The organism is Rhodococcus sp. KRD197, assembly GCF_017168235.1.
In the GTDB taxonomy this organism is placed as follows: domain Bacteria; phylum Actinomycetota; class Actinomycetes; order Mycobacteriales; family Mycobacteriaceae; genus Rhodococcoides.
Map to the genome: position 1 here is coordinate 241,928 of NZ_JABFAO010000016.1, position 22,705 is coordinate 264,632.

Annotated in this window: 20 protein-coding genes; 13 read left to right on the top strand and 7 right to left on the bottom strand. The window is 63.3% G+C overall.

The features are described from left to right. Window positions 1-5: 5 nt before the first annotated feature. Together J1M86_RS23060 and J1M86_RS23065 are read left to right on the top strand one after the other, a co-directional pair. The gene (locus tag J1M86_RS23060; RefSeq protein WP_241260540.1) at window positions 6-1,403 is read left to right on the top strand and encodes a TrkH family potassium uptake protein; all 1,398 of its coding nucleotides are present in this window, start codon (window positions 6-8) and stop codon (window positions 1,401-1,403) included. After that, window positions 1,396-2,064, top strand: a complete 669-nt coding sequence (locus J1M86_RS23065) for a TrkA family potassium uptake protein (RefSeq protein WP_206511491.1) — start codon at window positions 1,396-1,398, stop codon at window positions 2,062-2,064. The genes J1M86_RS23060 and J1M86_RS23065 overlap by 8 nt, the downstream gene beginning before the upstream one ends. Before the next feature lie 17 nt (window positions 2,065-2,081). On the opposite strand, the gene J1M86_RS23070 is transcribed toward J1M86_RS23065, so the two are convergent. Further along, window positions 2,082-2,555, bottom strand: a complete 474-nt coding sequence (locus tag J1M86_RS23070) for a GNAT family N-acetyltransferase (RefSeq protein WP_206511492.1) — start codon at window positions 2,553-2,555, stop codon at window positions 2,082-2,084. Between the two features lie 136 nt (window positions 2,556-2,691). On the opposite strand from J1M86_RS23070, the gene J1M86_RS23075 reads away from it, so the two are divergent. From J1M86_RS23075 to J1M86_RS23100, 6 genes are all read left to right on the top strand, one after another. Continuing rightward, window positions 2,692-4,353 carry a cation:proton antiporter family protein gene (locus J1M86_RS23075; protein ID WP_206511493.1) on the top strand — a complete coding sequence of 554 codons (1,662 nt, stop codon included), beginning with the start codon at window positions 2,692-2,694 and terminating at the stop codon, window positions 4,351-4,353. Window positions 4,354-4,446: 93 nt separating this feature from the next. Beyond that, window positions 4,447-5,766: a wax ester/triacylglycerol synthase domain-containing protein gene (locus tag J1M86_RS23080; RefSeq protein WP_206511494.1), complete on the top strand. Its 1,320-nt coding sequence runs from the start codon at window positions 4,447-4,449 to the stop codon at window positions 5,764-5,766. A gap of 74 nt (window positions 5,767-5,840) precedes the next feature. Further along, entirely contained in the window at window positions 5,841-6,527 is a 687-nt protein-coding gene (locus J1M86_RS23085; protein WP_206511495.1) for a HEAT repeat domain-containing protein, read from the top strand. Window positions 6,528-6,641: 114 nt separating this feature from the next. Then, window positions 6,642-8,318: an NAD(P)-binding protein gene (locus J1M86_RS23090; protein ID WP_206511496.1), complete on the top strand. Its 1,677-nt coding sequence runs from the start codon at window positions 6,642-6,644 to the stop codon at window positions 8,316-8,318. Further along, window positions 8,315-11,887 (top strand): pyruvate:ferredoxin (flavodoxin) oxidoreductase, encoded by a 3,573-nt coding sequence (nifJ, locus tag J1M86_RS23095; RefSeq protein ID WP_206511497.1) that lies wholly within the window; start codon window positions 8,315-8,317, stop codon window positions 11,885-11,887. Before J1M86_RS23090 ends, nifJ begins: the two co-directional genes overlap by 4 nt. Continuing rightward, window positions 11,887-12,897, top strand: a complete 1,011-nt coding sequence (locus J1M86_RS23100) for a dihydroorotate dehydrogenase-like protein (RefSeq protein ID WP_206511498.1) — start codon at window positions 11,887-11,889, stop codon at window positions 12,895-12,897. Before nifJ ends, J1M86_RS23100 begins: the two co-directional genes overlap by 1 nt. Window positions 12,898-12,908: 11 nt before the next feature. Here the strand turns inward: J1M86_RS23100 and J1M86_RS23105 are convergent, their stop codons facing one another. The 4 genes from J1M86_RS23105 to J1M86_RS23120 all read right to left on the bottom strand — a co-directional run bounded on the left by J1M86_RS23105 (window position 12,909) and on the right by J1M86_RS23120 (window position 17,392). After that, window positions 12,909-14,306, bottom strand: a complete 1,398-nt coding sequence (locus J1M86_RS23105; protein ID WP_206511499.1) for a lipase family protein — start codon at window positions 14,304-14,306, stop codon at window positions 12,909-12,911. After that, window positions 14,303-15,580 carry a hypothetical protein gene (locus tag J1M86_RS23110; protein ID WP_206511538.1) on the bottom strand — a complete coding sequence of 426 codons (1,278 nt, stop codon included), beginning with the start codon at window positions 15,578-15,580 and terminating at the stop codon, window positions 14,303-14,305. Before J1M86_RS23110 ends, J1M86_RS23105 begins: the two co-directional genes overlap by 4 nt. Window positions 15,581-15,791: 211 nt before the next feature. Continuing rightward, entirely contained in the window at window positions 15,792-16,646 is an 855-nt protein-coding gene (locus J1M86_RS26930) for a GGDEF domain-containing protein (RefSeq protein ID WP_206511500.1), read from the bottom strand. Window positions 16,647-17,059: 413 nt separating this feature from the next. Continuing rightward, window positions 17,060-17,392, bottom strand: coding sequence for a hypothetical protein (locus J1M86_RS23120; RefSeq protein ID WP_206511501.1), 333 nt, complete (start codon window positions 17,390-17,392; stop codon window positions 17,060-17,062). 490 nt (window positions 17,393-17,882) lie between these two features. On the opposite strand from J1M86_RS23120, the gene J1M86_RS23125 reads away from it, so the two are divergent. After that, entirely contained in the window at window positions 17,883-18,680 is a 798-nt protein-coding gene (locus J1M86_RS23125) for a GGDEF domain-containing protein (RefSeq protein WP_206511502.1), read from the top strand. Between the two features lie 40 nt (window positions 18,681-18,720). Here J1M86_RS23125 and J1M86_RS23130 read toward each other — a convergent pair whose 3' ends face one another. After that, window positions 18,721-19,113: a VOC family protein gene (locus tag J1M86_RS23130; RefSeq protein WP_206511503.1), complete on the bottom strand. Its 393-nt coding sequence runs from the start codon at window positions 19,111-19,113 to the stop codon at window positions 18,721-18,723. A gap of 441 nt (window positions 19,114-19,554) precedes the next feature. Here J1M86_RS23130 and J1M86_RS23135 point away from each other — a divergent pair, with 441 nt between their 5' ends. Then, a complete protein-coding gene (locus J1M86_RS23135; protein ID WP_206511504.1) occupies window positions 19,555-20,583 on the top strand; it encodes a linear amide C-N hydrolase in 1,029 nt (342 codons plus the stop codon). Continuing rightward, window positions 20,580-21,170: a sugar O-acetyltransferase gene (locus tag J1M86_RS23140; protein WP_206511505.1), complete on the top strand. Its 591-nt coding sequence runs from the start codon at window positions 20,580-20,582 to the stop codon at window positions 21,168-21,170. The genes J1M86_RS23135 and J1M86_RS23140 overlap by 4 nt, the downstream gene beginning before the upstream one ends. 27 nt (window positions 21,171-21,197) lie before the next feature. Here the strand turns inward: J1M86_RS23140 and J1M86_RS23145 are convergent, their stop codons facing one another. Further along, window positions 21,198-21,521: a hypothetical protein gene (locus tag J1M86_RS23145; protein WP_187346787.1), complete on the bottom strand. Its 324-nt coding sequence runs from the start codon at window positions 21,519-21,521 to the stop codon at window positions 21,198-21,200. Between the two features lie 233 nt (window positions 21,522-21,754). Here J1M86_RS23145 and J1M86_RS23150 point away from each other — a divergent pair, with 233 nt between their 5' ends. Both J1M86_RS23150 and J1M86_RS23155 read left to right on the top strand, forming a co-directional pair. Next, the gene (locus tag J1M86_RS23150; protein WP_075839938.1) at window positions 21,755-22,093 is read left to right on the top strand and encodes an RNA polymerase-binding protein RbpA; all 339 of its coding nucleotides are present in this window, start codon (window positions 21,755-21,757) and stop codon (window positions 22,091-22,093) included. Between the two features lie 289 nt (window positions 22,094-22,382). Further along, the gene (locus J1M86_RS23155; protein WP_075839937.1) at window positions 22,383-22,697 is read left to right on the top strand and encodes a chorismate mutase; all 315 of its coding nucleotides are present in this window, start codon (window positions 22,383-22,385) and stop codon (window positions 22,695-22,697) included. Window positions 22,698-22,705: the final 8 nt, after the last annotated feature.

Genomic DNA, 22,705 nt, shown 5'->3' on the forward strand with positions numbered 1-22,705 from the left:
CCACGATGAACCGGCCGGTTCAGAAGTCCATCTCGGCGCTGAAGATGCCGTCCATTCCGCGGCCGCGGAATCCAGCGTCGATGGTCCTGGTCGGGTTCGCAGCTGCCATTTTTCTGGGTACCGGTTTGCTGATGCTTCCGGTCTCTTCGGAAACCGGAGATGCGACATCGTTGGTGACCGCGTTGTTCACCGCCACCTCGGCCATTTGTGTCACCGGACTCGTCGTGGTCGACACCGGATCGTACTGGTCCGGCTTCGGCGAGGTCGTGCTGATGACACTCATCCAAATCGGCGGGCTGGGCATCATGACCTTGGCTTCGCTGCTCGGTCTGCTGGTCGCGCGTCGCATGGGTCTTCGGATGCAGTTGGTGGCTCAGGCGGAGACGAAGACTCTGAAGCTGGGGGAGAGCAAGAGAGTTGTTCTCGGCGTTCTTCGAATGAGCCTGGCGATCGAAGCCGTGACGTCTCTTGCGCTGGCTGCTCGTTTCCACTGGGGGTATGACGAGTCCGTCGGCGACGCACTGTATTCGGGTGTCTTTCACGGCATCTCCGCGTACAACAATGCGGGTTTCGCCTTGTACCCCGACAGCCTCAGTCGATACGTCAGCGACCCCTGGGTCATTGTCCCCATCACCATCGCGTTCGTTCTCGGGGGACTCGGGTTTCCGGTTCTCATCGAAGTTGCGCGTTCCATCAGGCGAACGAAGACGTTCGACCACCGCCGCAACTCGTGGACGCTGCATACGAAGATCACCCTCATCACCTACGCGGCACTAGCGGCTTTCGGCGTCGTCGCGATCACCGCCGTGGAATGGACCAACCCGGACACGCTGGGAGCACTGAGCACGCCGGGCCGACTGCTCGCCGGCATCTTTCAAGGCCTGAGCCCCCGTACGGCTGGCTTCAACAGTATCGACACGGGCGCTATGCACCCGTCGGCGCTGCTGATCACCGATGGGTTGATGTTCATCGGCGGCGGCAGCGCTGGTACCGCCGGTGGAATCAAAGTCACCACGTTCGCATTGTTGGCTTTCGTCATCGCAGCCGAGGTGCGGGGTGAGCCCAGCGTGCATGTGATGGGCCGCAAGATCGGGGCGCAGGTTCAGCGCCAGGCGGTGACTGTCGTACTTCTGTCCGTCGCGGCAGTCATCGGCGGCACGGTCGCAATCATGCTCATGACCCCGTTCGATCTCGACGACGTTCTGTTCGAAACCGTATCGGCGTTCGGTACGGTGGGTTTGTCTACCGGCATCACCGCTGATCTGCCTGATGTTGGACAGATCGCGTTGGTTCTGTTGATGTTCATCGGTCGGCTCGGCCCGATTACGCTCGCGTCGGCCTTGGCCTTGCGCGAACGTGGCCGACGCTACGAACTACCTGAGGAGCGACCCATCGTTGGCTAGGAACAAGAGATCCGGCACACGTGTCGTGGTTATCGGACTCGGACGGTTCGGTGCATCGCTCGGGCGCGAGCTGTGTGGGCACGGCTCCGAGGTACTCGGCTTGGATACGGACGCACATCGAGTCCAACGGTATGCCGACGAGCTGACGCACACCGCCATCGTGGATTCGACCGACGTGGATGCGTTGGCTCAGCTCGGCGTGCCGGATTTCGGCCATGCAGTGGTGGCCATCGGAAGCGATCTCGAATCGAGCATTCTCACGACATCGCTCTTGTCCGATTTCGGCATCGAGAACATCTGGGCGAAAGCAACGAGTCGCCAGCACGGGAAGATCCTCGAACGGGTCGGCGCCCACCATGTGGTTCTCCCCGAACACGACATGGGGGAGCGGGTCGCTCATCTGGTCACTGGACGAATGCTCGACTACATCGAGTTCGAGGAAGACTACGCGATGGTGAAAACTCTTGCGCCGCAGTCTATGGTGGGCCGAACGCTCCGCGACAGCGACGTCAGGCAGACCTGCGGCATCACGGTGGTGGGAATCAAGCATCGAGGCGCGGACTTCACTCACGCAGCACCCGAATCCGTAATCGAAGAGGGTGACCTGCTGATATGCGCGGGACGAACCGCACAGGTGGAGTTCTTCGCCGACCTACGGTGATCCCGCGGATACGTCGCCTATTGCTGCAACCGAAGGGTCATGAAGATGCTGTTCGGATCGTCGGTCGGATAGTCTCCGAAAGCGGCACACACAGCGAACCCTGCGCGTTGGTATAGAGCGCGGGCAGTGTGAAAGAACTTCATACTGCCTGTCTCCAAGGATAATTGGTGAACTCCACGGCTAGTGGCATCACAGATGGCGTGATCGAGCAGGAGCTTGCCGATTCCGCGCCCTCGGTAGTCCGGCGCCGTCCGCATGCTCTTTATCTCTTCGTGCTCGGAGCTGAGGCAACCCAAGCCGATCGTCCCGACGAGTTCGCCGTCGATACGCGCTACCCAGAGCCGGAAGTCTCGCGTCGACTTCATGGTCTCGTAGTCCAACGCGTGCTGGCTTTCACTGCGGGCGGTAGGGGCGATGTCTGCAAGATGCTCCCCGAGGAAGAGTTCGAGAGCCGGATCGCCATAGTCGGCTCGCTGGATCACCACTGTCATACCCGAATTCTGCCTTGGGGGAGGATCCGTCCACTGAGAAAATCGCGGGTTGCCGGGATACTGGTGCGAATCGGGCACCATGTAGGCATCGACGACACCGGTGAACACGGCCCAATCTCGAACAGCAAGGACGCGCATGTCAGTAGTTGCCATCTATCTCGTCATCACTTTCGGCCTCGGTGGCCTCGCCATGGCCGTGCGTCTGCCTCCGTTGGTCGGATTTCTGACGGCAGGGTTCGTCATCAACGCCTTGAACCTCGAGGAACTGCCCCAACTCGATTTGATTGCGGATCTCGGTGTCACGCTCTTGCTGTTCGCGATCGGCCTCAAACTCGACGTTCGGATACTGCTGCGCCGCGAGGTCTGGCTCACCACGTCGGCACACATGGTGATCAACGTCGTCTTCGGCGCCATCGCGTTGTGGCTGTTTGCCTTGGTCGGGGTTTCGATGCTGGCAGGACAGAGCCTCGAAACGATCGCGCTTCTCGCCTTTGCGCTGTCATTCTCCAGCACGGTGTTCGTCGTCAAGGTCCTCGAAGAGCGGGGTGAATCGAACGCACTCTACGGGCGCATCGCCATCGGTATCTTGGTGATGCAGGACATCATCGCGGTGGTCTTCCTGACCGTCACCAGCGGAACGCTGCCGAGCCTGTGGGCACTCACGTTGGTGGGGCTGTGGCCTCTCACTCGCGTTCTCCGAAGGATCTGGAGCGGACTCGGGCACGGCGAAATGCAGTCCCTGTTCGGCATCGTGATGGCTTTTGTGCCGGGCTATGCGTTGTTCTCTGCACTAGGCCTCAAAGGCGACCTGGGTGCACTGGTGATCGGAGTGCTGCTGGCGTCGCACTCAGCGTCGTCGGAACTCTCACGTTCGTTGTTCCACATCAAAGAACTCCTGCTCGTGGGCTTTTTTGTGTCGATCGGCCTGACCGGGCTGCCGGATTTGCCCACCATCGGCGTCGCCCTGCTGATGCTGCTGTTCCTGCCGTTCAAGGCAGGCTGGTTCTTCATCTTGTTCACGATCATGAAGCTGCGACACCGTACAGCGTTGCTCGCCGGGTTGAGCCTGATGAACTACTCCGAGTTCGGCTTGATCGTGGTGTCGGTCGGGGTGACGTCCGGATTGCTGGCACCAGCGTGGTTGGTGGAGATGTCGATTGCTGTGGCTCTGAGCTTCGTTGTATCTGCACTGGTGAATGGACGTGGCCACCTGATGGAGGAGAAGATCGCTGCGCGGCTACCGGCTCAGGACGAACGAACCCTGCATCCCGATGAGCGCCCCGGCGATGCCAGTAATGCCGAAGTTGTCGTGCTCGGCATGGGTCGCGTCGGCTTCGCCGCCTACCAGCGACTGACAGATCACTATGGTCTCCGAGTGGTCGGTGTCGATTACGACGGGCCCCGAATCGAACGACTCGCGGAGGAGGGACTGCGGGTCATCGAAGGTGACGCCACCGACCTGGACTTCTGGAACCAGTTGCGGCGCTCAGGATGCGTGCGCATCGCCGTGTTGGCCATGCCCCGCCACGGCGCCAATGTCACCGCGCTCGCGTGCCTCCGCGAGTCTGGTTTCAGCGGAAGGGTTGCCTCTGTGGCCCGCTACGACGACGAGGTGGAGTGGGCCAAGGACCACGGGGTGGATATCGCTTTCAATGTCTATTCGGGCGCAGGGTTGGAATTGGCGGATCAGGCGGCTCTAGGTGGAGCGCTGGACTTCGACGAATCCGAGTCCGACAACAACTCACCGGAGGAGAACGAGCCGCCGATCACCGGAAAGGGAGCCACGGACAAGGCCTAGCGCATGCCGGCAACAGGAACGAACGCCGATGACCTTGGGCCCTAGTGAGTGAGTATCCGCGGTGGTGCGCTGGCACACATGATGGAACGCCTGATGAGCAACCCGGTTGATCGTTTGAGTTCAGCCGATTGCATGTACCTCGCGATGCAGCGTGCATCTGTGCCCAACCAGTTCGGGGCGATCCTTCTCCTCGAACCCGCGGACGGTTTCAACTTGCCTGCGCTCATGAGGACGCTCGGGGAACGAATCTCTGCCATTCCGCGAATGCGTCAGCGCGCCATGAAAGCACCTTGGGGCTGTGGCCGACCCGTTTGGATCGACGACGCCACCTACGCCGTGGAGCGGCACCTCCGCCTCCTCGAGTGTCCGTCACCGGGTGACGAATCCGCGTTGCTCTCCGTTGCCGCAGGACTGCTCACCCGTCGGCTACCGGTTGACCGTCCGCTGTGGTCAGCGACCGTGGTGACAGGGCTGACAAAGGGTCGGGTTGCACTTGTTCTCGTAGCCCAACACGCACTCGCCGACGGAATTGGAGGTCTCGCAGTTCTGTACGCATTGGCCGATGGAGCTGCACCGGGGACCTGCCGTACTTTCCCTCTTGCGCCACCATCCACCAGCCGACTGGCTGCCGATGCCATGCTCAGTCGCGTCCGACTGTTGACGCGGGCAATGAGCCCAATTCGGTCGGCTCTCGAATCAACTGGCAGCCGGAGCCATTCGCGGATCGGTCAAGCAGCATCGTGCTCTTTGTCGAAACCGACCGGGGGAAAACGTCGTTTGGCTCTCACCCGGTCGCACACCGCTGACATCCTGGCTGCTGCGCATCGCCACGACGCCACCGTCAACGATGTTCTTCTCTCAGCGATCGGGGGCGCTCTGGGTAGATACCTGGGGGAGTGCGGCGAACATGCCGACACTGTCGTGGTCGGCATCCCCGTCGGAATGCGTCAGGCAGCGACAGTGGGGGACATCGGAAACCGCACCATGCAAATCCGAGTTGCCATACCGACTGCAGGCGAGCCAGTTTTGCGCCTCAGACGGGTGAAGCATGCCATGCGAGTCGGCAAGCGCTCGGCGCCCGGACCTATTACGGCCGCCATTGCGAGTGTCGTGGTTCGGGCGATGCTGGTTGTGGGGATCTACCAGTGGTACATGCGACGTCAGCGTTACCTGCACTGCGTGGTGACCAATGTCCACGGGCCCGATCGCCGGTTGACGTTGTGCGGGGCACCTGTCACCGACATCGTTCCGCTTGCAGTCGGTGGTGGTGGCAATGTGGTGGTGACGTTCGCTGCGCTTTCGTACGCTGGCACGCTCGTTGTCACCGTGATCGCTGATCCCGACACATTGCCGGACCTCTCAGAAATCACCGTTCCGTTGGCGGGGGAGCTGCGCACTCTGTTCACGACATAGTGGGGGCAGGCAACCGTAGGGCGCGGGACCACAAAGCTTGGGGTTCGGGGCGTACTCGGGAAGGTGGCGTTCACATGGCAAAGGTCGATCTCGCGGCACTCGGTGATGATGAACTCGACAGCTATCTGCGGCGTGAGTCAGGGTTGCCCGGGCCGCGAGCGAATCTGGAATTGGTCGATCAGGCGGCGGCGTTGTTGCCGCGGCGAACCCTTTCACGGCTCGCCGATGCGCAGGATGAGTTTCTTGCGATGTGCGGAGCGGCGGGGATGGCCCGAGCCTGTCTATCGGGAGTGGGACCGACCGATTCGGAGCTCGATCGGTTGGCTGGATATGTCCGTGATCCAAGGTGGCGTCTGCGTGAAGGGGTCGTGCGTGGACTCCAGCTCGCTGCGGTGAACTATCCGGTGGCTGTTGCCGAGCTGGTACACCGATGGGTGCGCAGCTCCGATCTCGCGGTTGTGCGTGCGGCGGTCGAGGCCATCTGTGAACCTCGATTGCTGAAGTCCCAAGAGATGTGTGCCGGGGCGCTGGATGCATGCGATGTAGCGACCACTACCGTTTCTCGCACGGAGGGACATCCCCGTACTGATCAAGAGCGCGGTCTCGAACGGACGTTGAGTTACGCGTGGAGTGTCGCAGTCGCCGCTGAACCTGTCCGCGGGTTGCCGATGTTCGGAGCACTCGAGGTCAGCCCTTCGGCACTGGTCGGCAGGATCGCGGCCCACAATCGCACCAAGAAGCGGCTCGCGCGGCTGCTGTGAAGACTGATTGGTCGCGCTGCCCTGTCTCCGATGGATCGGCAGCGGCAGTTCTCGGCCCCGGCAAGGAGTTCCGGTTCGGTCGCGGCCCGGACCGGTAGGTCCTATCGTGGAGACATGGCTACGGGCGAGCGCACTAGCGGGGGTACCGGAGCCGGGGAGACTGGCCCGCCGACGGAGGTAGCTCCGCTCCCGGACCTGCTTCATGGGCACAGCCGGGCCGGGCCGGTGCGCGAGCGGAGACCCGTGTACGTCGACTTGCTGCCGCCGTGCAATGCGGGCTGTCCTGCCGGGGAGAACATCCAGGCGTGGCTTGCACACGCCACCGTGGGCCGCCACGAGCAGGCCTGGCGCCAGCTCGTGGCCGACAATCCCTTCGCCGCAATCCACGGCCGGGTCTGCTATCACCCGTGCGAATCGGTCTGCAACCGCGCTAATCTCGACAGTGCGGTGTCGATCCACGCGGTGGAGCGGTTCCTCGGCGACCTCGCGCGGGAGCGGGGTTGGACATTCGAGCCGCCGCCCGCCCGCAGCGGCAAAAGGGTGCTCGTGGTCGGTGCAGGTCCGAGCGGACTGTCCGCCGCATATCACCTGGCTCGTCTCGGCCACGACGTCGAGATCCGCGACGCCGGCACCGAACCCGGCGGGATGATGCGCTACGGCATCCCGAACTACCGACTGCCCCGCGACGTGCTCGAGGCCGAGGTGATCCGAGTCGCGGCATTGGGTGTGCACATAGTCCGCAACCACCGGGTCGAGGACCTCGCCGCGGAACGGGAGGAGGGCGGTTTCGACGCGGTGTTCGTTGCAGTCGGCGCCCATTTGGCCAAACGGGTCGATATCCCGGTCCGCGACGCCGGCACGATGGTCGATGCGGTGTCGTTCCTGCGCAACGTCGCCTCCGGCGACAAGCCTGCGGTCGGACGCCATGTGGCTGTGTACGGCGGCGGCAACACCGCAATGGACGCGGCCCGCGTTGCCCGCCGCCTCGGCGCGGAGGACACGGCAATCGTCTATCGCCGCACCCGCGCACAGATGCCTGCCCACGAGGAGGAAGCCGAAGACGCCGAACGCGAAGGTGTCCGCATCAACTGGCTTCGCACGATCACCGCCTTCGACGGCCCCGAGGTGCAGGTCGAGATCATGGAACTCGACGAAGCGGGCCGCCCCCGGGCGACTGGACGGTTCGAGACCCTGGCCGCGGACACCCTGATCATGGCATTGGGTCAGGAGACCGATTCAGCGTTCATGCGGACACTGCCCGGAGTGGAATTCGCGAGCGACGGCAGCGTGCGGGTCAGCGAATCGATGATGACAGGCTGCCCCGGCGTGTTCGCCGGCGGCGACATGGTGCCGAGTGAGCGCACCGTCACCGTCGGGGTAGGGCACGGGAAGAAGGCAGCTCATCACATCGATGCCTGGCTGCGTGGAGCCTCAGGCGAGCGACATCCCAAGCACCCGATGGCTACCTTCGACCAGCTACACCTGTGGTACTTCGCCGACGCCGACCGGCGCCGGCAACCTGAACTCGCCCCCACGCAGCGCATCGCCGGATTCGGCGAGGTGGTCGGGGGTCTGACGGCTCCGGAGGCGACCTTCGAGGCGGGCCGGTGCCTGTCGTGCGGTAACTGCTTCGAATGCGACGGTTGCCTCGGAGCCTGCCCGGAGGACGCGATAGTCAAACTGGGAGTCGGCCACGGTTACCAGTACGACTACAACAAGTGCACCGGCTGTGCGGAGTGCTTCGAGCAGTGCCCCGTACACGCCATCGACATGTTCCCCGAGCCGACATGACCCGCGCGACAGTGGACGGCAACGAGGCCGCCGTCTCGGTTGCCTACCGGCTCAACGAGGTTTGTTGCATCTACCCGATCACGCCGTCCTCGCCGATGGCCGAGCTGGCCGACAAATGGTCCAGTGAGCAACGGCCCAATTTGTGGGGCACAGTGCCGACGGTGGTGGAGATGCAGAGCGAGGGCGGCGCAGCCGGCGCCCTGCACGGGGCCTTGCAGAGTGGCGCGCTGGCCACCACCTTCACGGCGTCGCAGGGCCTGTTGTTGATGATCCCGAACATGTACAAGATCGCCGGCGAGCTGACCTCCGCCGTTATCCATGTCGCGGCCCGATCCCTGGCCACTCAGGGGTTGTCGATCTTCGGCGACCACTCGGATGTGATGGCCGTACGCCAGACCGGGTTCGCGATGCTCTCGTCGGCATCGGTTCAGGAGGCGCAGGATCTGGCGCTCATCGCACAGGCGGCCACCCTTCGGACTCGGGTTCCGTTCTTGCACTTCTTCGATGGGTTCCGGACCTCCCACGAACTGAACACGATCGAGACACTCTCCGACGACGACTTACGCGCGCTGGTCCCCGAGGAGCTGGTCCGCGCCCATCGCGGACGGGGGCTGTCCCCGGAACGCCCATTCATCCGCGGCACCGCGCAGAACCCGGACGTCTACTTCCAAGCGCGGGAGACCGTCAACCCCTTCTACGCCCGTATCCCCGAGGTAGTGGAAGAGGTCATGGCCCAACTCGGTGAGCGCACCGGCCGGGCGATGCACATCGTGGAGTATGCCGGCCACCCGGAGGCGGAACGGGTACTGGTGTTGATGGGCTCCGGCGCGCAGACCGCGGCCGAAACCGTGGCCGCTCTCACTGAGCTGGGGGAGCGGGTCGGTGTGGTGCACGTGCGGCTGTACCGGCCGTTTCCTACGAGAGCGTTCCTCGACGCACTGCCTGTGACGGTGTGCACCGTCGGGGTGCTGGACCGCACCAAGGAACCCGGTTCGATCGGCGAGCCTCTGTATCTGGACGTTGTCGCCGCCCTCGCCGAAGCCCACACCGACCACGAACGCGCCACGATGCCGAGGGTGTCGGGCGGGCGTTACGGGTTGTCCTCGAAAGAGTTCACACCAGCGATGGTGGCCGGGGTGTTCGACGAACTCGCCCGCGATACACCGCGGCGGCGCTTCACCATCGGCATCGACGACGACGTCTCCGGCACCAGCCTCACGTACGACCTGTCGTTCGACATCGAGTCTCCCGACACGGTTCGGGCGATCTTCTTCGGCCTGGGGTCGGACGGGACCGTGAGCGCCAACAAGAACACGATAAAGATCCTCGGCGCCGAGGAGGGCCGGCACGCCCAGGGCTACTTCGTGTACGACTCGAAGAAGTCGGGATCGCAGACCGTCTCACACCTGAGGTTCGGGCCGCGCCCCATTCGGGCCCCATACTTGGTAACCCGCGCCGACTTCGTGGGCTGCCATCAGTTTCAGTTCCTCGACAAGGTCGACGTGCTCGGTCCGGCCGCCGCGGACGCAACTCTGTTGCTGAACTGCAGATATCAGCCGGACCAGGTCTGGGATGCGCTCCCTCGCCGGGTCCAGGGACAAATCCTCGACAAGCGGATCACGTTGTATGCCGTCAACGCCGGCCGGATCGCCAAAGAGGTGGGGCTCGCGGGCCGGATCAACATCATCCTCCAGGTGTGCTTCTTCGCAATCTCGGGCGTGCTGCCCCGCACGCAGGCGATCGCCCGGATCAAGGAATCTGTGGAAAAGACGTACGGTAGCCGCGGAGCCGATGTGCTGCGCCGCGAACTGGATGCCGTCGATCTCTCCCTGGAGGGGCTGCACCGCATCGAGGTGCCTGAGTTCGTCACCTCCGTAGCAGAGCCGGCGCCTGTCGTGCCCGACACTGCGCCCGAGTTCGTCCGCACGGTCACCGCGGAGATGATCGCCGGGCGGGGTGACGCGTTGCCTGTGAGCGCACTTCCGGTGGACGGTACCTACCCGAGCGGCACCGCCTCCTACGAGAAACGCAACGTCTCCGAGCTCGTCGCCGTCTGGGACCCCGACACCTGCATTCAGTGCGGCAACTGCAGTTTCGTCTGCCCGCACAGCGTGATCCGGTCGAAGTTCTACGACGAGTCCCGGCTGGAGGGCGCCCCGAATCTGTTCGATTCGGCGCCGTTGGACGCCGTCGGTCTCCCGGGCGCCCTGTTTTCCCTGCAGGTGTATACCGAGGACTGCACCGGCTGCGGTCTCTGCGTCGAGGCCTGCCCGGTGGTGGTCCCCGGTGGTGAAATCACCAAGGCGATCAATCTCGGCCCCCGCGAACCGCTGGTGGCCACCGCGCGGGAGAACATCGCGTTCTTCGAGACTCTCCCGACGAACGACCGGGCCCGCGTCGACTTCGGTACCGTGCGGGGCACCCAGTTCCTCGAGCCGTTGTTCGAGTTCCCCGGAGCCTGCGCGGGATGCGGGGAGACGCCCTATCTCAAGCTGCTCTCCCAGTTGTTCGGTGACCGTTCGATGGTCGCCAACGCCACGGGCTGCTCGTCTATCTACGGCGGCAACCTGCCAACCACCCCCTGGACGGTGAACGCCGACGGGCGCGGTCCCGCATGGTCGAATTCCTTGTTCGAGGACAACGCAGAATTCGGTCTAGGGTTCCGGATTGCCGCCGACGGACACACCCAGCTGGCCCGGCAGCGGCTCACCGAATTGCGGGACATGGTGGGCAGCGACCTCGTGGATGCCCTTCTCGCGGCGCCGCAGCTGCGGGAGTCCGAACTACAGCAACAGCGGCAGCGGGTGGCCGAGCTCGAGCGTCGCCTCGCCGAGCTTGATCCCGCCACTACCAGCGACCTGGTCAGCGTGGTCGACTACCTGGTCCGGCGCAGCGTGTGGATCGTCGGCGGTGATGGCTGGGCCTACGACATCGGGTCCGGGGGACTCGATCACGTCCTGGCCAGTGGCCGCAACGTCAACGTGCTGGTGCTCGACACCGAGGTCTACTCCAACACCGGCGGGCAGATGTCGAAGGCGACCCCGCTCGGTGCTGTCGCGAAGTTCGCCGCCGCCGGCAAGACGGTGCCGATGAAGGATCTTGCGCTGCAAGCGATCGCGTACGGAAGTGTCTACGTTGCCAGGGTCGCCATGGGTGCCGACCCTCAACAGACGCTGCAGGCGTTCCGTGAGGCAGAGGCCTACGATGGACCTTCGATCGTGATCGCCTACAGTCAGTGCATCGCGCACGGAATCGACATGCGTCACGGAATGGACCAGCAGTATCGCGCGGTTGCCAGCGGGCACTGGCCGCTGATCCGCTACAACCCGGTGTTGCGTGCTGCCGGCGAGAACCCGTTCCTGCTCGATTCTCACCGGCCGAGGATTCCACTCGCCGAATACCGCAATCGGGAGCTACGGTACCGCTCGTTGGCCAACACCGACCCCGTCGAATACGACCGGCTCCTCGGGCTCGCCGAGGAGGTCATCGCTCAGCGCTGGGACCGATACGAAGACATGGCATCTCGGGGTCCGCAACACTTCACCGCCGACGCCCGCAAGGATCGCTGATGGAGCTGTCGACGCGCTATCTGGGACTGGCGCTACCTAATCCGCTGGTGGCGGCAGCATCGCCGCTCTCGCAGACCGTCGACGGCGTCCGCCGGCTGGCCGCTGCGGGCGTCGGCGCGGTGGTGCTCTATTCACTGTTCGAAGAGGAGCTGATCCGCGAAGCGGAGCGAAACACGAGACTCGCCGACCACGGTTCCCTGAGCTATGCCGAGTCCCTGTCCTACTTTCCGGACGCCGCAGGCGAGGACCATGGACCGCGCCGCTACTTGAGCCTGCTCGAACGCGCCGCCAGCTCGGTTGAGGTGCCGGTGATCGGCAGCCTCAACGGCGTTACCCCGGGCAGTTGGGCGGGCTACGCCCGGTCCATGGAGGACGCCGGGGCGGCCGCGATCGAGCTCAACATCTACTTTCTGCCCGGGGATCCGCACATCAGCGGTAGAGACGTCGAACAGCGCCATCTCGACATTCTCGCGCGGGTCAAGGACGCCGTGACCGTGCCGGTTGCGGTCAAACTGAGCCCGTACTTCAGTTCGACGGGGGAAATCGCGTCGCGCTTGGACGAAGCCGGCGCGGACGGCCTGGTGTTGTTCAACCGTTTCCTGCAACCCGAAATAGACCCCGAGACGCTCACCGTGGTGCCCGCCGTCACGTTGTCCACCGCCGAAGAGTCATTGCTGCCGCGGACATGGATCGCCCTGCTACGCGGCCGGTTGCGCGCTTCGCTCGCCGCGAACACCGGCGTCGAGAGCGCAACAGACCTGGTCAAGTACCTACTGGCCGGCGCGGACGTCGTCATGACCGCGTCCGCCCTGCTGCGGCACGGGCCAGACCACGCAGGTGTACTGCTCGACGGACTAAGTGAATGGATGGGACGCAAGGGCTTCACGAGCGTCGACGACGTGCGTGGTTTGCTCGCCGTAGCCGGCGGTGCCGACGAAACAGCCCGCCAACGCGGCGGCTATGTCAGCGCACTGCATGAAGCCAACACCACTGCCTACGGTTCCTGGTGACAGGAATCGGCTCAGTCGGTGAAGTTCCGGTCGATCCAGTCGATGGTCTGCATGCCGAACAGGTCGGTGCCCCAGCCGTACAGGTCGGTGAACATCCGCATCAGGCTGCAATCGCTCGGTGCGTAGGTGACGGCAGTGCCGCCGCTGCGGTACCTGTCGGCAAGATCTCGCGAATCCTGGGCAGGCACAAGCGACATCGGTGAGTCGTCCTTCGCGCAGGAGGCGATGAGCACCTTCGCCTTCGGGGCCTGTTCACCGAGCCGGTTGTCGTCGTAGACATGCTGGAACTCGGGGATGTCGGCCGGGCTCTGCCCATCCGCGAACAGCAAATGAAGCGGAACGAACGGCGCGGTGAAATAGGCGGGCATCTGACATTGCGTCCGATACACATCGGCAAGAGCCTTGCCTTCCGCGTTGAGTTTCTCGTCGATCCGCATCTCGGGGTACTTGGGCTCGAGTCCGAGGAGCGTTGCGAACGCGAACCCGGAGCCGATGGAGCCGTCGGCGGTGCGGATGAAGTTGCGCTGATCGACCACCATGCCCTCGAGGACCGCGGACTTGACGTCCAGCTCGGGTGCATAGGTCGCCTGTTGCTCGGCGGCGAACGCCGCACCGACTCCGCCGCCTGCGATACCGAACAGCGAGACTGGTGCGTCCTCGCTCAGGCCGGCGTCGTCGAAGGAGAGAACCGCGCGGACGGCGTCGAGCTGCGCATGGCCCGCGAACTTGCCTGCGAAGACGCTGTGCGGGTTCGGGTCCCCGTCGTTGCCGACGTCGGACATGACGACCGCGTATCCTTTTCCGAACATCAAAGCGAGGGGTCCGAGCGCCGACCACGACGCACCGTCGAGCGGGTCGCCACCGGTCCACTGGGTGCTGGGGTGGCAGTAGGCCCCGATGCTGTCGTTGGCCTCCTGGTAGCTGATGAGTTTCTTCTCGGACGCCGGTATGCCGTCGAGGGGGATCATCACGATGCCGGTGCTGATCTCGGGTGTGATGCCGTCGATCCCGGTGGTGACGTACATCAGTTTGTGCGCCTCGAGGTTCCCCGGCTTGTAACCGGTGAACAGCACGTCGACTCGCTTGGTCTTGAGGAGCGTTCCCGGCTTCTCGGCACCGGTGAGCTCGGGCTCGTCGTAGAACGGATCCGTCGCGGTGAGCGCGGTAAACGCTTCGTCCGGCGATGCGAATTCCCCCGAGCCGAGGGCACCGACGACAAAGCCGTTGAAGACCTCGTCGAGCGCGGGCGTGCGGGTCGGATTCTCGGCGACGGGTGACGGTGCCGGGGTGAGTTCTGTCGGGATTTCGGCGTTCGCGGAGACGGGGATGGTCAGAGCCGCCACCGTGGCCACGCACACTATCCACTTGGTCCGGAGGAGGGTGCGGCCGAGATGTGTCGTGGTGCTCATTCGGTCACCGTGACCCTGGTGTTTTGCATGGCGGACTCCAGAAGCTGGGGGATGCTCATCAATGGCCGATGGGTCTCGATCTGGATCTCGTAGGGAACGCGGAGTTCGCTTTCGAGTTGTGGCCAGTTGTTTTCGACCATGGCTTTGTATTTGGGCAACAACTGCGTGGTGATGTAGTCCCAGCGCTCCTCGTAGACGGACCAGTTCCACGCCGGCAACGGCGTCGTCAGTGTCGCGGTGCGCCCATCGGGCAGGGTGCTCGAGACCTCGACAGGGCGGAATGATCGGGGCGGTAGGACCCCGGCAACTGAGGGCGATCCGGCAACGGTGGCCGCATAGGTGATGGCCTCGCCTACATCGCCCTTGTAGGCGCGCACGGTGTTCCACTGATCCCTGATGACCACGCCCTGTTCACGCTGGAGCAGTACGGCATTGCCTGCGGCGATCCGATCCGGGGTCTTCGAGGCGACATCACGCCATGCATCCATGATGGTGTCCCCGAACAGGCCTGCGCGCTGCATTTCCTCGAGCGCAGGCAGGCCTTCGGTGACGTAGGCGCGGTGCATCGGCATGAGGTCGGAGAAGATGTTCTTCTGCATCACCAGGATCATGCCCAGGATGTAGTGAAGGTCCTCGCCGGTGATGGAGCTGCCGGAATTCGCCAACGCCCGCAGTCCTTTCGGAAGCTGATCCACGAGCTGCGGGCCGGCCGCATCGGTCGCCGCGCCGACGATCGCACGGGAGGTCTGCTGGAGCTGCGGGAAGTCGTAGACGTTGGTGAGGAGTTCGAAGTCGATCAGCCCGCCGCCGAAGTCGGCGCCGACCAGCCCTCCCATGCCTGCCCACTGGAGTTCACGGTTGCCGAGCTGAAGGTCTTCGTAGTAGCGGTACGACTTGATCAGGTTCTCGCGGTTCGCCTCAACCCCGGCGCGGGGATCCCAGCTGGCCAAGTCGATCCCGGCGGCCTGTGTGGCCTCGACCAACCGGTACTGAAAGAGCACCGCTGCGTAGGACGTCGGCGCTGAGCCGCTGCGTCGAGCGTCGTCGAGCAGGCGCTTCAGCGTCGCCGGATCCGTCGGCAGTTCAGGGTTCACGCCACCCGGACCGTGTGCGGCATCCCGGTTGACCAGCGGAAGGTCGAGGTAGCGGTCGACCTCGTCGGCGGATGCGATCGAGGTGGTCGACAGCAGCGCCAGCGCCATCACAACCAGGGCGGTCGACGCCCGCCGCAGGTACCGGGACGGCGCCCGCAGATTCGTATTCGCTGTTCTCATCATCGCTTCCGGGTGTGGCTGATCAACGTCCCCGACGCAGTCGACCCGCACTCAGACCTTACCGAGCAGTAAGGTTAACAATTGCTTAACTTTAAGCGGACCCTATCCCATTTGCTCTCGCCACATGTCGCTTAGGTGACGGGGGACCGGGGTTGGTCGCAGCACGACGTGCGTTTCGAACTGGGCTACGGCGCAGCGGTGTCGGAGTTGTTCATGTGCGGCGGGGCCACCGCGAATTCGTCGCCACTGATCCGCGCTGGGAACGTCGTTCCGTGACCGCAGGTGGGAGTATCGAGTCGGCAACCTCCTTGATGCGGTCGTCGCCCGCGGCGTGGCCGAGAGTGTCGTTGACTGTTTTGAGATCGTCGACGTCGATGAAGATCACTCCGAAGGCGGTGCCGTGCGCCTGAGCGTGTGCCAGGACGCGTTGGCCGTGCTCAGTGAGGGCCCGTCGGTTGGCGAGGCCGGTCAACTCGTCGACCATGGCGAGTCTGCGCACGGTCTCGTTCGCCTGGTTCAACCGAGCGCGGGTTCTGGACCATGTGAGGGCCACGACCAGCGCGACCGCGTCGGCTTTGGCGATCTGCAGTGCGGCGGTGACCGTGGAAACGTCGGGCGGGTACACGATCACCAGAAAGATCCACGCCGCGTTCAGTGCCGCGATCAGCAGTGCTGCGGCGCGGCCATTGGGGACCAGTGCGGCTATGGCAACGACGACGAGCATCACACCGATCGCCGGGTACGAAATGCCGGTGGCCACGATGTACACCAGGGGGTTCGCGCCGATCAGCACCGCCAGAACGACTGCCCATCGGTCACCCGCTGTGGTGAACGATGCAGACCACCGACTTCGTAGCGCCGCGACCCCGCCAACCAACACGCCCGCGGTGCCGAGCGCCACCACGGATGGCACCCAGATATTGGGAGCTTCGTCGAAGACCCATTGTGTGACACCGGTGATCGCGAACATGATCGCGCCCGCCCACAAGGTGATGGCCAGGCGATCGACCGCCAGATGGTTCGGTGTGAGATGCGCCAGTCGATCCGCAGAATGAGTGCGCTGCACATCGGAACCATACGGCACCAAGTAATCCCGATCTCTTCACAACGGACGGCGAGGTATACGTCGTCGCCGAATCATGATGTGCTGGTTTCCGATGCACTATCTGGAACCGAACTGACATAATGTAGATTATCGGCAATCAATCCCAATGCAAGTTGCATTGGATGCAAGGACTCGCACCTCTGAGCGATGGCTACGTCGGCGCAGCTGGCGCTTGGTCGCCCCGTTTCATCCATCGGCGGCTGTGTGGTCATTGACTCTGTGTGGTCATTGGCTGTCGCAGCAGCTTGACGTAAGTTTCAATCACATAATGGATGATCCCGTTGTAGGTGACGAGATGCTGATGCTGGCTTGCTTGGGCCTGCCTGCGAATTCCGCGCCGGCCTGCCCTCCGCCTGGCCGACCCGCCTAAAACGTCACAGTGACGAATTGGCAGCCAGCAAGTTCATCCGTTGGTCCATGTCTCTGGGTGTGTCGGCGCGCACCCTGCAGACGATGTCGACGACAGCGACCACGCCGAAGGCGGTCGCGACCGCTGCGAGCGGGTGGGTACGTCGCCATAGCAGCAGCGGCGCCAGTCCGACCGTCAGCACCACCGACAGCCCCGGTAGCGGCATGTCCTCACGCAGGACAACCTCCAGCACCCCGGGGACCGTCACTAACGCCAGCAGCGCCCAGTCCCGCCATACCCGAACCGGTGGGGCCGAGGGCCGGGGTTCCTCCAGCAGGGACCGCAGTGGATTGCTCACCCCCTCAGCGTAGGCATTGAGTGCCGCCAGCGGACCGGCCGAAAGTCTGACCCCCAGCCGAAGGCGCGATCGGCTCCGAGCCTCACGGCCTCACCCGGCATAGCCGCCGCAAACTCGACTGCAATTCGTCACAGTGACGAAAGACGGTCGGGTTTATCGAATGTACAGCGTCAAGAACCAGTAAGTTGGTCGAGTATTCGCCGATGCAAACGTCGTGCGGCCCGTTACGCTCCGAGTCAGCCAGTGCTTGTGGCCCAACTTTCCATCCAGAGGTTTTCGATGTTCGCCGTGCGTTCCCGATTCTCCACATTGGGATCTTCCATGCCTCGGTATCGGGGCGGTTCGGTCCCTGCCTCCGGGCTCTTGGACCTCAATGTGCGTCGTACCCGTGTCACACAGTTCTTTGTGGGTCTGGGTGTGCTGGCGATCGGCGCAATCGGACTGCTCAGCGCGCCCTCGTTGGCTGATTGCGTTCATCGTCTACTCGGACGTGTCGATCACTGTGTGTCTCCTTCTGAAAGATACCGAAATAACGGCGATCGGCGGAACGGTGCTGTTCGCGGTGGTTACCACTCTGGCCGTGGTGGCGGTGCCGCTCCTCCCCTGCCTCCTTCACATGCTGTACAGCGCCGTCGTTCTCGGCGTCGTGGCGTTGATGACTGTCCACTCCGACGCCGCCAGCGGATGGGTCGTCGCCGCTCACAGTCTGACCATGCTGTTGATGTTCTCGGCACCGCTCATCTTGATGGTCTACGTGAGGGAACTCCGATCACGTGCGCGCGAATCCCTGGTGGATTCTCTGACCGGTTTGCACAACCGACGCGGGTTGTTTGCTGCGGTCACTGCGATCACCGTGACGATGCAGAGAATCGAACCGACCGTCCTGTGCGCCGTCGCCATCGACGTAGATGGGATGAAAGGCGTCAACGACACCTACGGACATCACACTGGCGACGCAGTGCTCGTCGACCTGGCCCAACACCTGCGTGCGCTCGCCGTCAACCGGTGGGTTGTCGCTCGCCTCGGAGGCGACGAGTTTGCGTGCGTCTCGATCGGCCAACCCGCGGATATCGCCGTTCGCAGTGATGAGCTCGTGTCGAACGTCGCGAGTGCTCGGATGATCTCTGGACTCACCGTCAGTGTCGGTGCGGCCACTGTAGACATCTCGGCCGGAGACGATGAACAGCAGTCGGTGCGCGACGCGCTCAGATTGGCCGACGCCGAGATGTATCGCGTGAAAAGCAGCCGCAAGCGAATTCGGGGTCACAACGACACGGCATACCGCTGAATAGTGCCTGCACCGCGAATCTGACGCCTTCGACCAGGCTTCAGCTGATGGGATCGTCTCCATGGAGCTGGACTGTCGGATCGGCTTGGAACAATCCCATCAGGTTGCCCTCGCTGTCGCGAAAATGCGCGGACCAGCCGGTATTGGGTATCGGCACCTTTGCAGTCACCGGCGTTCCGCCCGCCTTCTTGATGTTATCGAGAGCAACGTCTATCTCCTCAACCGAGATGTAGACAACTACGCCTTCCGGGTTGTCCGCCCGCGGTGCCAGCGCGCCCTCGGCGCCGGGGCCACCCTCCTGGCCCGTCGTCATCAACCAGTAAGCGCTCGGCCCCCATTGTTCGACATTCCAGTCGAATACGTCGCGGTAGAAGGCGCCCGCCCGTCCAGGGTCATCGATGGGGACATCGAAATGCACTACCCGGCTCACCATGGTTCCAACAGTTGCAGGTCGATCGGTGCCGACGCAAGGGTGAAGTCGACACAGCAGCCATCCAAATTCTTGCGCTGTGCATCCTTGCCGCTGTGGTTGCGGTGATCGTCGGGGCCGAGTCGGGCATCTCGTGGCGGCGACCTGCTCAGGCTCAACCTGTTGCTCGGTGACCTTCGGGTACAACTCGTCGCGATCGTTATTGGTAGATCGAAATACCTAGCACAGAACGGATTTCGCGTGTTTCGTCGAAACACGGGCCCGGTTCTGCAGGAGGAGCATGCGGTAGACATTGGTCCTCCCGGCGACTCCCCCGAGACCTTCGAGCGCGCTTCGAAAAGAAGGGGAAACGGTCTGTTGAGACCAACAAGATGGACTACAGTTCGAACTTGACATCCACTCGCGTGCGACGTCACGCGTCACCAGATTAGGGGTCTTCCGACGATGTGCACTCGCGTGATGTGGCCCGATGCCAACGGTTCCGTGCTGGTCGGCCGGAATATGGACTTCCACAAGGATTTGGCGACCAACATGTGGACGCAGCCTCGGGGGATTTCTCGAGACGACGGAGTCAAGGGCACGCTGACTTGGACCTCGAAATATGGCAGCTTGATAGTCGCGTCGTTCGACCTCATCTCGGTCGACGGCTTGAACGAGGCCGGGCTCAGTGGGCACGTGTTGTGGTTGGCGGAATCCACCTACGGCGAGTACGACGAGAGCCGTACCGCGCTGAGTCAGGCTGTCTGGCTGCAGTATTTCCTCGACAACTTTGCGACCGTCGCCGAGGCCGTCGACTGGATCAATGACACCAACGTCCAGGTCGTGCAGATGCCAGATCCGACCGGTGGCAACCCTCCGACCATTCACCTCGCGCTCGATGACGCTACCGGTGATTCGGCGATCATCGAGTACTTCGACGGCCAGCCACATGTTCACCACAGCGCCGACGACCGCGTGATGACCAACTCACCGCCTTACAGCGAGCAGCTCGAACTACTCGAGCGCTGGGAGGGTCTCGGTGGCGACCAGCCGCTGCCCGGAAGCACACTGGCCGAGGCCCGCTTCGCGCGCGCCGCCTACTACGCGCAGCGACTTCCCAAACCGAAAAGCAAGGTCGAAGCAATCGCGAGCATGTTCAGCGTCATGCGCAACACTGCACAGCCCTTCCGTATCCCAGACCCGGGCAAGCCCGATGCCTCGCAGACGATTTGGCAAGTGGTGGTGGATTTGACCAACAAGCGATACGTCTACGAGTCGACCACTCAACCCAACATCGTGTGGGTGGATCTGGCCGACCTCGACTTCAGCGAGGGCAGCCCGCAGCTCAAGCTCGACCTGCAGAGCAAGCTGACGCTGGAGGGTGGTATCGCCGGCGACGTGAGCGACAAGTTCGAAGACTCCGGGCCGATGAACTTTCTGTCGCTCGTGCTTGTCGAACAGATGGACACCGCAGACACGTCCACAAGCTCGTGACGGATGAGTCCCAGGCGAATCGTCTTGCTCGTGGTGACTGGTACCTCGATGACGACGAGCTGCGTCAGCTGCGTCTCGAATGTCGGCGGAAGCTAGATTCGTTCAATGCTGCCGCCGCCGACGACGAAAAGGTTCGGACGCAGGTTCTCACGGAACTTCTTGGCGTGGTTGGCGAAGGGGCCCTGGTTGTGCCGCGATTCCGATGCAGCTACGGCTGCAACATTCGTCTCGGAGACGATACGTTCATCAATGCCGATGGGTTTCTCATGGACGATGCGCCCATCACGATCGGTGCGCACGTCAGGATCGGCCCAGGTGTGCAGCTGATGACGGCGCTGCACCCGGTCGACGATCATCGTCGACGCCGCGAAGGATGGGAACGTGCTGCCCCGATCCACATCGGTGAAAATGTTTGGCTCGGAGCCTCTGTGACAGTCGGCGCCGGCGTCTCGATCGGGCGCAACACGGTCATCGGTGCCGGGAGTGTGGTGTTGCACGATATTCCCGACCACGTAGTCGCTGCTGGATCCCCGGCGAGGGTCATTCGCCACACCCCTGTCGAACCGGATGTGAGCACTCCCCCGTGACGTCACCCCCGAGCATGCGTCGGCAACTCAGCGCAGTCGTTCGGCATCTCTCGCACGGGTCACCATGTCGTGGCACAGACGCTCCAGCTCGGCTGTGTCCGCGCCCTCGGACACGGCTGTGGCTACGTCTTCCGCTGCGCACCTGACCTCGAACGCGCGGTCCATGAGTGCTGAGGCCTCGTCCGCGGAGAGTACGACGGCGTTCTCCGGAATCGAAGTCCCCTTCACCGCTGTCCTGTGCTCGTAGGCCCGTTGACGGCACGATTGCCTGCAGTAACGGCGCCGACGACCCATTCCGGCCTCCGGTACCTCCCGCCCGCACCATGCACATGCGTGAACCCGACGCGACATCACCGACATGGTCTCGAGACTACGGGTGCATGGCGTTAGAATGAACGCACGTGTGCGCGGAACCATCCGTGTCGCCGAGATGCGTCGGGAACGAATCATGTCGGCGAAGCGTTGGACAGTCGTGTAGGAAGTGCAGTTCGCGCGGTTAGTCGGCGCGCTGCACACCAGCGGAACCGAGGAGCGATCCACGGGTCTGACGGCGGACATGCATTATCGAGGGAGAGGACTTCACAATGGCAGATCGCGTTCTACGGGGTAGCCGGCTCGGTGCCGTCAGCTACGAAACCGACCGCGACCACGACCTCGCGCCGCGGCGCGCCGCGCGCTACCGCTGCGACAACGGCGAAGAGTTCGATGTTCCTTTCGCAGACGAGGCGGAGATCCCCGGCACCTGGCAGTGCCGCAACGGCCTCGAGGGCTCACTGATCGAGGGCACCGCGCCGGAAGCGAAGAAAGTCAAGCCTCCGCGTACCCACTGGGACATGCTGCTCGAACGCCGTTCGGTCGAGGAGCTCGAAGAACTGCTCAAGGAAAGAATGGACCTGCTGAAGGTCAAGCGGCGCGGAGCCTGAACCCCGCCGACTTCACGACTGCGCCGGACGATTGAAACAATCGTCCGGCGCAGTTTTTTATTCCTTTTCGAACTTCCGGTTCCTTTTTCAATGCGGCAGACGGTGCCGTAAAAAAAATTGTGCAAAGCCCTTCGCCGAGATGACGAAGGTGGGGTCTCAATGCAACTATTGTGGATCATGTTCGGTGGGCACGTTTGGTAACAATTCACCGTGAACATGCGATGAATTCGTCAGCACCTTTGAGCACGACAAGCACTATGTGGATTGCACAACGAGGGGGCCACTGCACGTGAGCGAACAGTCCGAGAATCAGTTGTCCTCCCTGCGTCGAGAGCTAGACGCCATCGATCGTCGTTTGCTCGAGAGCGTCCGCGAGAGAATCGACGTCTGCACGCGTGTGGCGTCGGTCAAGCGTGAGTTCGACATTCCCATGATGCAGCCCGGACGGGTTGGGGTGGTACAGGAGCGTGCGCGCGAATTCGCCCGCGCTCACAACATGTCCGAAGACTTCCTCGCTGCGCTCTACGACCTCCTCATCGGCGAAGCATGCCGCGTCGAGGACCTCATTATCGACGCTGAATCGACCGCGGGCGATCGCAGGTAGGTGACCGT